10 protein-coding genes are annotated in these 12,748 nt (G+C 59.0%); 1 reads left to right on the top strand and 9 read right to left on the bottom strand.

What is annotated here, in order from left to right; genetic code table 11:
- Window positions 1-43: 43 nt before the first annotated feature.
- Window positions 44-2,296, top strand: coding sequence for a pentapeptide repeat-containing protein (locus tag SIC17_RS14625; protein WP_412545836.1), 2,253 nt, complete (start codon window positions 44-46; stop codon window positions 2,294-2,296).
- Between the two features lie 358 nt (window positions 2,297-2,654).
- On the opposite strand, the gene SIC17_RS14620 is transcribed toward SIC17_RS14625, so the two are convergent.
- The 9 genes from SIC17_RS14620 to SIC17_RS14580 all read right to left on the bottom strand — a co-directional run bounded on the left by SIC17_RS14620 (window position 2,655) and on the right by SIC17_RS14580 (window position 12,740).
- Window positions 2,655-3,104: a hypothetical protein gene (locus SIC17_RS14620; RefSeq protein WP_412545835.1), complete on the bottom strand. Its 450-nt coding sequence runs from the start codon at window positions 3,102-3,104 to the stop codon at window positions 2,655-2,657.
- Entirely contained in the window at window positions 3,101-3,661 is a 561-nt protein-coding gene (locus SIC17_RS14615) for a TIGR02594 family protein (protein WP_412545834.1), read from the bottom strand. The genes SIC17_RS14620 and SIC17_RS14615 overlap by 4 nt, the downstream gene beginning before the upstream one ends.
- Window positions 3,654-3,986 (bottom strand): hypothetical protein, encoded by a 333-nt coding sequence (locus tag SIC17_RS14610; protein ID WP_412545833.1) that lies wholly within the window; start codon window positions 3,984-3,986, stop codon window positions 3,654-3,656. Before SIC17_RS14610 ends, SIC17_RS14615 begins: the two co-directional genes overlap by 8 nt.
- 66 nt (window positions 3,987-4,052) lie before the next feature.
- On the bottom strand, window positions 4,053-4,349 hold the full coding sequence (locus SIC17_RS14605) for a hypothetical protein (protein WP_412545832.1): 297 nt from the start codon (window positions 4,347-4,349) through the stop codon (window positions 4,053-4,055).
- A 15-nt stretch (window positions 4,350-4,364) separates the two neighbouring features.
- A complete protein-coding gene (locus SIC17_RS14600; protein WP_412545831.1) occupies window positions 4,365-4,775 on the bottom strand; it encodes a hypothetical protein in 411 nt (136 codons plus the stop codon).
- 72 nt (window positions 4,776-4,847) lie between these two features.
- A protein-coding gene (locus SIC17_RS14595; RefSeq protein WP_412545501.1) for an IS3 family transposase occupies window positions 4,848-5,992 on the bottom strand; the annotation gives its coding sequence in 2 pieces (ribosomal slippage) (window positions 4,848-5,704 and window positions 5,704-5,992; 1,146 coding nt in all).
- Between the two features lie 17 nt (window positions 5,993-6,009).
- Window positions 6,010-7,689 (bottom strand): hypothetical protein, encoded by a 1,680-nt coding sequence (locus SIC17_RS14590; protein ID WP_412545830.1) that lies wholly within the window; start codon window positions 7,687-7,689, stop codon window positions 6,010-6,012.
- A 30-nt stretch (window positions 7,690-7,719) separates the two neighbouring features.
- Window positions 7,720-12,309, bottom strand: a complete 4,590-nt coding sequence (locus SIC17_RS14585; RefSeq protein WP_412545829.1) for a hypothetical protein — start codon at window positions 12,307-12,309, stop codon at window positions 7,720-7,722.
- Window positions 12,309-12,740: a DUF6950 family protein gene (locus SIC17_RS14580; RefSeq protein WP_412545828.1), complete on the bottom strand. Its 432-nt coding sequence runs from the start codon at window positions 12,738-12,740 to the stop codon at window positions 12,309-12,311. Before SIC17_RS14580 ends, SIC17_RS14585 begins: the two co-directional genes overlap by 1 nt.
- Window positions 12,741-12,748: the final 8 nt, after the last annotated feature.

Below are 12,748 nucleotides of genomic sequence, written 5' to 3'. Positions count from 1 at the left end.
CACAGCCGTGAACGAAATGACTAAAGACAGACAGGAGGGGCAAATGTCAGCGTCCAGCTCGCACCACTCAGATGACGATACTGAGGAACCGTTTAAAAAAAAAGACTGGAAAGATCTATGGTGGGGAGATGATTATAGTTGGCTAGGCCTATCCGCTAAGCTTTGGATCGGTTGGTCGGTAACACCATCCAACACTGTCGTCGAGACCGAGCGAGCCCCAGCGGACTCGAGAGTTGCAACGCTACAAGACTATTTCCGCTGGGATACCAAAAGTGAAACCCTTCGCGACGATGCTGCTCTGACGCAATTGAACTTGTTGCAGGAAGCACCCAACGGCTGGTTATTCCATGTCCTTCATTTACCCGTATACAGCCCAGAAGGCGATCCAACTTGGAAGAACGATCCGGAGGACCCTCAATGGGACACAGTCGAAGCTGAAGTTGCTTCTCTTATTGCCAGGGGAGCAGAGACGAGAATAGATGGTAGCACATGGCAAATCGATGGCCCGGACCGACGGTCCCAGATTCTTGGTTGCGTGATTAAAACTCTGCCTTTCGGCTCCAGCGCCACCACCAAAGGTGTAAATACCGAGCTTCATATCAACGCTCATCGAAGCGCATTTCTACAACCCGTTGATGCAAGCAGAACAACATTTGGCCACGGCACTTCGTTTCACGGAGCGCAATTTTATGAAGCCGTAGATTTTTCTGAAGCGACCTTCGACGGTAGCGCAAGCTTTCAGGAGGTCGGCTTTGGTAATGGCGCAACATTCGACAAAGTTGAATTCAAAGGGAGATGCCCTTTTACACTTGTTAAATTTGATGGATTCGTAGCTTTCCGGAACGCGTGTTTCTGCCATGAGGTGAGTTTCCTCGATACGACTTTTGAGGGTGTTGCGTTCACGGGTACTCGCTTCGAAGGGAACGCCTCTTTCCAGCAAGTCCGCTTTAATGATGTAACTAACTTCTCAAAAGCTGTAGTACTGGGTAAGGCAATTTTTTGGTCGGCTAAATTTGACGGCGCCTCAAACTTCGCTTCGGCCGAATTCGCCAAAGGAGTGGATTTCAACATAGCAAAATTTCACGCACCCACTGATTTTGTGGGCGTCAAATTTTGTGGCCCAGCGTTATTTGAAAGAACGAGTTTTGTGGAGCGCGCGGAATTCTGGGACACTAACTTTGCCGGAAACGCAGACTTCAGCGGTGCTAGTTTTGGCGACGCCGCCTCAAGCGCAACCGTTACGCTGAATCATAACCGCACATCCGATGCAGGCCGAACCTATGTATCTTTCCAAAATGCGGTTTTTTCGAAAGCCGCGTATTTGATTGGCTGCACTTTCTATGCCGACGTTAACTTTCGTGGTGCCCTGTTCAAGGGGCCGGCCTTTTTTGGTGATGCCAATTTGGGATCTGAATCTATCAACATGGCTGGAGGCGGTGCCACATTCAGCGGGCACACATCATTTCGTGGCGCGACCTTCGAGGCATTATCCGTTTTTGCCGGATGTGTATTTCCGGACGAAACTGAGAAGTGCATGGCGATGTTCGAGGGCACAAGATTTTATGAACCACTTGATTTCAAGAGCGTGCGCACACTCCCCTTTTCTGCTTTCCAAGGCATTCGGCTGAAAGATGGCATTCTGCTCGATCTTGACCATCCCAAACAGGGTCAGTTTGAGCAGGCGTTAAAAACCTCACCAGACGCGACGACGTTAGACCACGAGCCAGGGGGTAGTGATGATCGAAATCAGTCTCACTTCGCTTCTTTGGAGGCGGGTTGTAGGATGCTCAAACACGCCATGTCAGAGGAGAGCGACCGACGGCGCGAGCAGAAATTCTACCGGTTCGAACTTCAAGCGCGCGAGCACCGGCGTGACCTGCCCACCTTATCTCGCCAGTTTACTCAACTCTATGGAACATTCTCGGAATATGGGGAGTCCGCAGCGATCCCGCTCCGACATCTGGGCACCCTTACAATTCTGTCATGGCTAATCCTCTTAGATCTCGCCCTATTTTTCGGAGGTTTCGGATCAGATATCTGGGCGACGCCTCACGGTATAAACGAAGTTTCACCGCTTCACCCGACTTTCATGGATATATGTGAGCTCGCGATCACAAATGCTCTGGGCCCATTTCGTTTGGTTTTGGGAAGCGGAACTAGCTTCGAACATTTAAACGGGTCAGCGCCAATTTTCGGATTTACCGTTTTGATTGTCAGCGCATTGCAATCGCTCGCATCAAGCGTGCTGATATTTCTCAGCCTTTTGGCCCTTCGCCGCAAATTCCAGATCAACTAGCGCACAGGAGCGACTGATGGCCGCAAGCCACAAAATCGAGATGACGAGAAAGCACCATTCGCTCTTCGCAGGTAGTTTGGCCTGAAAGGCTCATCGGCGCGAGCTGCACCAAGGCGAGCGGTGATTCAACAACCAGCTTGGAGACAAACCTTTCGAGACCTGAGCACCAAAATAAATTCAATCGTTGACTCTCAGCTGAGGGAATTCTCAACAACGCTGCCTTGCGATTGTAACCAGCTCCCAACCTCGCTGCCCCCATGCGGCATGGCGTTCTGACCAGGTCACATAGCCGGAGACGGCGTCGGCCTCCTCGACCGTGACCGGGTTCACAAGGCCTGCGCTGGCCGGCAACTCCGGTTCAGCCGGGGGCCTCGCGCAAATCCGGGGGTCCATCGCCCTCTCCCGCAACGTCGGCAGCTCGAGGAATTTCGTCCCCGTGCAGCTGGTGAGCAGGAATGAGACGACGAACAGGACAATTGCTCTCATCATATTCAACCTCTTGGATCTGAGCTGATAGAATGGTGATGGTGTTGAGGAGGCGGTTCACTTCGTCTTGATGGGCTGCGCGCTCCTCGGACACAGCCTCGACACTCACGGCGTTCTCTTCCGCGCGGAGCCCCTCCGCCTCGTCCACAACGCCTACGACCTTTTCAGCCACGCCCTGCAGGTCGCGCAGGTCCGCGCGCACGCTCTCATACGGCGGGAGAAACCAGGGCACCCCCACCCAGTAGAGAAACGCAAAGCCGATGCAGGCTCCGACGATCAGGCCAAACTTCATGGCATTGAGCCAGGCAAAGATACGGGTCATGCTTCATTCTCCGAGAGCTTGCCCTTGGGCGAGAGAGATACGCGCCGGCCGACTTGTGCATCTGGGTGACGACGAACGCCGAGCAGACGGTCTTTGGAGATGCGGGTGATGGAAACCTGGTTGCCCTGATTGCCGCCCAGGACGTGAAAGGCCTCATCGTCCTCGCCGACATAGAGGCCGACATGCCCGCTCTTTCCGCTCGGATTGCCGCGGTAGAAGATCAGGACATCACCGAGCCCCGGATAATCACAGCGCGCGCCCCAGTCGAGCCAGCCGCGCGCGGAGAGGCAATCGGGTTGGACCTTGTGGCCGGACTTCGCCGCGACATAGGCCACGAATAGCCCGCACCAAGGGATCTCATCGTTGGTGTAGAAGTCCTTGATCCAGGCACCGGCGCCGGCATCAGCGACGGTGCTTGCCCAGGCCAGAATGCGCGGGTCGTGGTCCTCGCCCGGGATTTCCTCGACCCCGTACAGGCGCACGGCTTCGAGGAGCATTTGCGGCATCACCGCCTCAAGCATCAGCCAGACGTAACCGGCGGGTAGAAGCTTATCCATCGGGACGCCCTCCCGATCGCCACCAGTTGGTCCAACGCATAATTGTGCCCTCTGGGTCCTCGCGGAACGTCTTTGCCAGATCCATGGCGCCGACCACCAGGTGATCCCCCATCAGGGCAGCACAGACCGCGATCGCACGGACAGCGCCCTCACCGATCTCAAACCCATCTGCGACATATCCAGCGGTCAGGCCGCACATGAGCGCGACAAACCAGGAAAGAAGGGCGACCTTGAGGGATCGCTTACCGGCCACGAGAACCCGTAGTGTCGCGGTGACAATGGACAGCACCACAATCGGAGCTGCACGCGGGAAGTCTTCAATCATCGCCCTTCCTTTCAGGCACAAAAAAGCCGCCCGGCGGCGGCAGATAACTCGGTGATGTTGAAGGCGTCAGGCAAACCCCTGCACGCCCACCGGAACGATTTGGAACGCGGCCCAGGCCGCGATGGGAGTTGGCGAAAGAACCACATATGGCTCACTCCGCACGCCTTCCGTCTCGACCGTCTGCTCGCCGTTTTCGTCAGGCTCCGACATGACGGGCTCTTGGAGCCAGACACCGGATGTCGATAGGCAGACCTTGGGAGACACCGGACGAACCGCGCCCGTCTCCTCGTCAGTCACGAAGGCCGCGCTTAAGGCAGCCGAAAGGGTCGCCGCGTCTTGCGCAGCGTAGAAATAGGAACTCATTGTGATGTCCTTTGGTTACGCCACGAGGGCTTCAAGTTCAGTGTTGGAAAGAGTTGCAGGGAAGTACCGGAACGACTTGACGAAAAGCACGTTTGCGGCGCCACCCCCGTTTGGATATCGACCGAGGAAAACCGTGTCGGCACCGGAGGGCATTGCCGGTAAAGCGTAGCTCCGGCCAACCTCTCCGCTCGCGGCGAAATATGCATCGCCTTGCGCCAACCTCACTGCGATGCGTTGCTCCTGACTATTGGGCCTCAAAGCACTCGACGCATTGATGCCGGTGCTGCCACCTGCCACGACAAGAAGACGGTTGGTCGCCGTGTTGGTGAACCCGATTCCGACTGTTTCGGAGCTGGCGCCGTTTCCAATTCCCAGCGCATACAATGTTGAGGTGGCTTTGTCGTTGGCGGGCAGAGAGTAATCCAAGGCGAAGGAGTGAAGTGGTCCCGGTTTTCCGGACAGTTTGGCGGCTGAGTTAAGGTGTATCCGGGATTGTTGTCATGCCGCCTGTTTTTCGTCTCTTGAGCCCCAGTATGCCTCTTGCGGCGTACGCCGCAAGAGGGCGGAATGAGGCCGCTCTGTGTTGTAGAAGATCATCCAGTTTTTGATGGTCCGATGCGCAGCGAAGCCATCGTTCAGCTCCTCAAGATAGATCGCCTCCTGCTTTAATGACCGCCACAGTCGCTCGATGAAGATATTGTCCATGCAGCGGCCGCGGCCATCCATCGAGATCTGGACCCCGGCCTCACTGAGCGTGGTGATCCAGGCCGCCCCGGTGAACTGGCTGCCCTGATCCGTGTTCATGATCTGCGGTGGGCCGAAGCGGGCGATGGCGTCTTGCAGTGCCTCGACGCAGAAGTCCGCATGCATCGTGTTGGAGAGCCGCCAGCTCAGGACCTTGCGCGTCGCCCAGTCCATGATCGCCACCAGATAGAGGAAGCCGTGGCGGACCGGGATGAAGGTGATGTCGGCACACCAGGCCTGGTTGGCCCGTTCGACCGCCATGCCCCGGAGCAGATACGGATAGATCCGATGGTGGGGATGCGGCTGGCTGGTTCGCGGCCGCTTGTAGATCGCTTCCAGCCCCATCTTCGCCATCAACCGCCGCACCCGGTGGCGTCCAACGATGATCGCTTCCCGGCGCAGATACGCAGCGATCTGGCGCGACCCGAAGAAGGGATACTTCGTGAACACCCGGTCGATCGACTTCATCACGTCCAGCGTCACCGCGTCGATACCAACCGGTTCATAATAGAAGGATGACCGGCTCAGCTTCACCAGCCGACACTGCTGGCTGATGCTCAGCGCTTCATGGTCGCGGCGGATCAACGCTTTCTTCTCCGCAGGGCTCATCGCTTGAGCCCTTGTGATAAAAAATCGTTCTCCACCGCCAGCCTCCCGATCTTGGCGTGCAGCTCCTTGACCTCCGCCTCGCTTGGCCCGTCAGTCTTGCCGCCACGCGCAAACACGTCCGCCATGCCCTCGACAGCCTGACGTTTCCACATGCTCACCTGGTTCGGGTGAACCTGGTGCCGAGCCGCTATCTCCTGGATCGTCCGGTCCCCACGCAGCGCCTCAAGCGCAACCTTCGCTTTGAACTGATCTGTGAACTTCCGACGTCTCGTCATCTCGTATCCCTCCATGCGGGTCGGGATACACCTTAGCAACCTGTCCGAATTTCTAGGACCACTTCAGAGTACGCGCCACCAGCAAACCAACTCCCGAGGGAAAGCCGTGGGTCATCAGCCGCCCGAGTAGCCGCAGCAGGGCTGCCAGCTTCTGGGAGAACCACGGAGGTTGGGTAGGCTTTCTGTTCGACTTGTGGGTTATAGACCCGGAAGGTTGCCGTAGCGCCTGCTCCAGAACTGCGCAAATTGACACGCGGTCCGCCTGCGGATGCCGAGGGGTTACTGATGGACCACGAATGGAAGATACGCACGCGCTTCCCGGATGCTAGGGCATCGTCAGCGTGGCCACCTGTATATTCTAGGTTGGCGATCTGCCCTCCCCCGCTGTCTGCAAGACGGATAGAGGGATTGACATCGAGGTTGTCCATTGAGCCCGAGACCAGCCTGAGATCAAAGGCGACCGTCCAATCCTCGCCGTCCAGCATGGCGATCTGAGAGTACGTCTCGAAGTAGAGGGTGGTTAGAGAGACTTGATTCGTGATCGAGAACTCTACGTAATCGATGCCGTTCTCTTGACCGACCCCTTCTATAGTGAGCCCAGAGCCCGCAATCCAGTTGGTTGGTAGCACGCCTGCGCCGCCGCCCTCGCCCCTCGGGTTCCTGATGTGGTTGGTCGTCGCCTCTTCGACCAAAAGCCCCTTTGGGCCAACCCTCGGCACACCCGGTAGGAACTCCAGCAAGTCTCCGCATCCCCCGCCGCTCGTGTAGTCCCACTGGGTATCGTACCAGCCCCGCGAAGCACGGTCGGCGGTGACACCTGAGACCACATCAGCGGCGCGGGTGGCTGCTGCGGGGGTTCCTGCGATTGGCAGGATGGGAGAGGTAGGCGCGGATGCCTGTTCGAGCTGCGGGAGGTAGACCCTGAGGGTACAGGAGACCGACCCAGAGGTGCCGTTGAGGTACAAGGCGTTCATGACGTAGGCGGTCGAGGCGTTCGACAGCATCACCGAGTTGGCGAAGCGGCAGTGTTCCGCATCTGGCTCGATGGTTGCACCATTCGTGACGATGGAGATGCCACCAGAGTCCAGCTCGTTGACGAGGAGCTGCGAGCTGGTGCCCGGAAGCGTGCCTTCAACAACCCGAAGACCGAGGGAACTCGTCCACGTCTCCCCCTGCGCTGCTGCGACAAGGGCGAGGCTGTCGAACCAGATGGCGATGGTGCCGGACGCGGTTCCCGAGAGGGCGATGTCCACGTACTCCCAGCCTTTCTCCACGCCCCGCATGTAGGTCGCGGAGGCCCCGGCGAGTGCGGTCACCCAGTTGGTCGGCGCAGTGCTACCCTCGGCCCCTTCAGCCCTCGGGTTCCGTATATGGTTCGTCGCGGAGCCCTCATCGAGTGCCCCATAGTCCCCATAGCGGCGCTCATGGGCACCGTACTCCACCAGACGGCCAACCTCAGAGCCGCTCTTGAAGTCCCAGTTGGGATACCAGGCTTTTGACGCACGCGAGTGTGACGCAAGCTCGACGAAGTTCGGAGCGTACTCCCCATCCATCAGGTAGGTGTCGATGGTGAAACCCAGCGCCAGCGACGGCAGAACAGACACGCCGGCCATCGCCCATTTGCGAATTCCGTCCAACCAGTTTGTGCCAGCAAGGAAATGTTCAGGCACAGCGGCACCAACCGCCCTGCCGGTTGCAAGGTCGAACTTCATTTTCAGATTCTCCGAGAGTTAGGTTGTGCGTCAATCCAGGCCGAAAGCCCGGATCTCCAATGATGGTGAGATGATCGAGGTGTCACCCCGGAACGATGCCGCAGACCCTACCCCCCCTTGAAAGACGGCAGTTCCGTGCCTTGGGACGGCCTTAATGGTAGCAAGCGCTCGAACACGGACAGGCCCGTTTCCGCTTGAATGCCAAGGCCACCCTGATGAGGGAACCTGTAAGGCGTACTTGTTGATGAAGTCGTCGGGCACGTCCGTACCGTTCGGGGTGCTGCCGTCGCCGCCTCCGGTCTGAGAAGTGTACCCTGTGCGTCTCCTGCGCAGGTATTGCGGCGGAAAAAACACGGTGGTACTCCCGTCCTCACGCTCGACCTCGATTGACATAGAGTCTTGGAAATACAGCCAAGTGTAGGTGTTGAAGCCTGCCTGCATGGTGTAGTTCAGCTCTCCTTCCACCCGATCTCCGACCTGGATGTCGATCCAGTCGGACTGCATCCCCAAGTTCGTGAACCCTGCTTGCGTATTCAGCGAGGGGTTGGTGTGAAACGTGTGGGAGGTCGGGGCGGTCTGATCGAATCCGTATGTGCCGACCGCACCGGCGGCGAGGTGGATGCGATCAACCTGCAAGTCCTCGATATCGGCAAAGGCGACAGCGATGTTCTGAAGCTTCAACTTCGCCAAGACAGTATCATAGACGAACGGTTGGGTGTCGGCCTCGCCGTCCCAAATCTTGAACACGTCGGTGTCAAAGACGAATGACCGCTGCTGCCCGTCATTCAGGGCGTAGAGGCCTTGAATGCGGTCGCCGACACCGAGCTCTAGCGCGTAGGCCGCACCGCCGCCCTGCATCGTCTCAATGGCCGTGGCGTGCTGATTGACCCAGGTCGCGAGATTTTCTGAGTTCGTACCAACCATGACCTGGTAATCAGCAATGAGCTGTTCAGCCTCTGCGACCGTGGTTGCAGCGGCTGCGACCGTCGCCACAGCACTCAGATTTTCATCGATCCCGCCTAGCCGCCCCTCAACGTCGTAAGCCGCAGACAGGTCCCACCCAAAGAGCGCGAACGCTGTTTCCAGATCGGCATTGGTGATTTTGGTCTCTTCGAGTGACGCGAGGCTCGCATCCGTTGAGACGCGCAGCGTCTCCAGGACGGACAGCAAGCCCTCATCAGCCTCGGCGCGACCGTAGACCATCTGCTGAGCCATCAGAGCGACACGGGAGGTAGACGCCAAGGATTCGCGCAACAAACGCAGCACAGCGGCATTGTCACTGGCCTGCACCTGAGCCGCATTGGTGATCGCGGACGTGTTTTCCTCCGCTACCGCCTCCATGTCATTCAGCCGCGTGCCCAGCGCAGTGCCGTCCACAATCGACAGGTCCAGAATGCTATCAACGCGCAGGTCCACCTCAGCCGTTTCCAGCCGTGCCTGCTCGATGATCGTCAGCGTGTTCTCGGTCTCGCCAGCGAAGGCCTCGACCTGGGCGCGGAAGGCCACATTGCTGCGCGCATGGGTGGCCCAAAGCTCGCGCAGTTCGCGGGCTGTTGCGGCATTGTCCGTGACACGGGTCTCTTCCAGCCCAGCGACCCGGCTCGCAATACTGCCCTCTGTGCCAGGGTTAAGCGCTGTCTCGACCGTCGACATGCGGCCAGACAGACCCGCCACGCCGTCAAAGAGCGCAAACTCATGGTCGGCCACATCAGCGGCCAGACTGCCCGCCTCGGTCTCGTCTAGGTCCAGCTCGATAGTCTGGAAGCGCTGAACAAGTCCACTTGCCGGGTTCAGCGTCATATCAATGATCGACTGGAAACCGGCGGTGTTTGCCCCAATAGCCAGATTGGCCTGCTCGATCAGTTGGAGCGTGGCCTCATTCTCGGTCAGGAATGTTTCCTGTGCGGCGAAGATCGTCAGAGCAGCACGGGCGACAGAGGCTTGCGTTTCCCGGATCTCGCGCGTGCGGGCCGCATTGTCCGCGATCTGGATCTCAGCAGCCTCATCGATGCGAGCCCGAAGCCCGCCGGGCGTTGCCGGGTCCTGCTGGGCCTCAATGTTCTCGAAGCGCTGCAAAAGCGACGAGCCACCGATGTTCTCCAAATTGATGATGTTGGTGTAATTCGTCTGCAACGTGCCGACGCTCTGCTCGATTCCGGAGAACTTGAGAGCGATGGCACTGGTCGGACTGACGGTCAGCGCGAGGATCTCATTGGCCTTGGACTGAGCATCATTGGCCGTCGTCTCGATGCTGTCCGACCGGGAGGCCTGCGCCGCATCGCCCGCCACGCGCGCGTTGATCTCTGCCGTGAGCGCTGACGTGATGTCGCCGGTCACATTCGCAGCGGTCCAGGCATCCACCTGCGTTGTCAGACTGCCAATGTCGTTGATGATGACAGCGATCTGCGAGGAGAAGGACGCAGAGTAATTGCCGACACTTTCAGACAGCGTCCGGTTTTCTTCCACCTGCGCCAAGACGGCCAAAGCCGTGCGCGACGCGACAGCAAGCGCCTCGCGGGTGTCACGAGCCTGCGTGCGGATATCGCTGGTCAGCGTGTCTGTGGTGCTGTCGATCAGCCCCAGTCGGGCCTGGACTGCATCGTCAACAGTGGCGTGACCTGTCGCGAAGCTCTCCTTGAGGGCCAGTATCGAGGCCGCGAAATCTGCAGCCTCTGCAGAGATCGCATCACGGCCGGCGTTGAGCTGGGCTTCAACAGCGGTGACTAGTGCCTCGAACTGTTCACGGCTCAGCCCGCCAACGGCGCCGGCATTGATGACTCCCGTCGACAGCGTCGCAATGATACGTCGATCACCCGGAACGCCGAACGCGGAGATATAGGAAACCGCGACCTGATAGCTCGTACTCGGCTCAAGTCCCGTGACCGTGATGGTTTCAGTCTCAATCGGAAAATCGGCATAGATCGCCCAACCCGTTTCATCATCCGGCCAGGAGCCGCCTCCCGAGGGCGTCGTCAGACGGTACTCGATGCGGACATGGGTCGCGGTGGCGTTATCCGTTGCCCCTGAGACAACCAGGTTCGGCTGGTCGCCCGTGCCCGCGACCGCTGTCCAGACAGAAACCGCTGGTGCCGGCACGTCGGTCGGATCGGGCACAGTAAGAGATGGAGCATCCGGGGCATCCGTGGACTGGCCCAGCGCGAGCGCGTGTTTTCCATCGGTCTCCGAGATCAGGTGAAGGATCGATACACCGGTCTCGAAATCGAAGCTGCGCCGATGGACCAGGAATTTCTGCGCGGAGAGATTGAAGCCAGGCTCAGTCACCGTGAAGCAATCACCAGGATCGAGATCCATGAGATATGGCCGCACCGGAATGATCCCCGCCATGCCCTCACGGCTGTCGAGGATGTCATAAGCCGCAAGCTGGCCCGCTTGTGCCTCGCTCGTCACGAACGGGTAGTGCACACCGCGCTCGCGTTCCTCGCCACCGTCCTCGCCGTCGATGTAAGACTGGATTTTGACCGGCGTCAGGTCCGGCTCGGCCCATCGGTGGGACTCGAGCGGGCATTTCGGGGTGATTGTGTTGATGCGGTCGCGGCGCGATGCAATCGGGCTGATCGACACCGCCGCGGCAGTGTCGGCCGCCGAGATCGTTGTCAGAGAGACGCGAGCGGCGCCGCGAGGCAAGCAGCCCAGCTTTCCCCATTTGGTGGTGTGCGTGGCGCCAGCAGCCTGCAGGAACGCGGTGTAGACCTGCCAAGCGCTATCTCTGGAGGTCCAGTAGGCGTTGCAAGTCCAGCCGTTCATATCCGCGACGTTTGCGGCGTCGACGAAATCCTCAATGACCACGTCCGTGATCGGGCAGCCAAAGCCCTCAACGACCTTGCCGTTTTCGCGGAGCCCCAAGGCATAGCCCAGCGCATGGATTGCGCCGTTTGTGGAGTAGACCCAAGTCGCTTGATCGTCGAAGCGGCAGGCACCGGAACCGCCCGGGTAAGTGCTGTCTAGGCGCGGGTCATACCACTTGATGCCTCGGATCGTGCTCTCGACCACAGGCGGGCCGGCAGGGAATGACTTGAACTTCGAGTCCTGCTGCAGCGTCAGAATGTGGGCGGCTTTACCCGACAGCTTCTCAGTGGAGGCCCAGCCTGCCATTTGTGCGTTGAGATGCAGTCCAGACTGGGTCAGATGCCCGGTTTCAGGCTGATTGCCGAGCTGGTTGCGATACCACATCTTGCTGGCATATTCGGAAGGCGCTGTGACCTTGCCGGTTCCATCAACCGTGATGGTGACACTATCAGCACGCGTGCTTTCAATGGCTTCGACAGGGCCAGCGCCGGACATCACATTGATGAAGCCCATATAGCGCTCGTCCTTGCCGAACTCGTCGGCATGCTGAAGCACACCCGCAACCGCACGCCGACCGGCCACATAGGGGATACCGGCATCGAGGCTGTCATTGAGCGCGAGAGCCCCACCTTCCGCCCCAACCTTTGGAGCAAGGATTGCGCTCGTGGCCGCTGATAGCGCCACAGAAACTGCCGCCTTTGTTGCGAAGGTCGCGATCGCTGTTGCCGTGGCCTTTGAGAACCCAGCCGCAACAAGCGCCTTCGTGCCCTGGCCGACAACCCATGTGAATGCAGCTGCTGCGGCTTCGGCCATCAGGCAACCCTCCAAGCTTTGTGAAAGTGGTGCGGCTTGAGAATGCCGCAGTGATCAGCCCCCTCACCGAACCCAAGGAGCTTGCCATTGCCGACCGCGAGCGTGAGCGCACAACCGAATGGATGGCGGTCAGCACCCGGCAACGCGACGATGTCGCCTGGCCAAGCAAGAGCCGGAGCGATCTCGGCCAAGCCGACAGCATCCATGACCTCATCGAGGTCGTTGAAGCCCAGCTCATCAAGCCGACGCACCGCCGTTTTCAGCGATGTCCAGCGAATGCCCTTCAGCTCGGCCGGCACCTTCACTCCCATTTTGTGAAGCGAGGTGCGTGCGAGGGTGATGCAGTCCCGCTTTCCCCAGGACAGCGGCTTATTGAGATAGAGGTCCACGCACGCCTGAGCGGCGCGGGCGCGTCGTTCGCGTTCGTGCATTGATCCGT

The organism is Maricaulis sp. MIT060901 (assembly GCF_047123815.1).
Lineage (GTDB): Bacteria > Pseudomonadota > Alphaproteobacteria > Caulobacterales > Maricaulaceae > Maricaulis.
The sequence above is the reverse complement of the archived record's forward strand: the minus strand, read 5'-3'. Positions and strand labels throughout refer to the sequence as shown.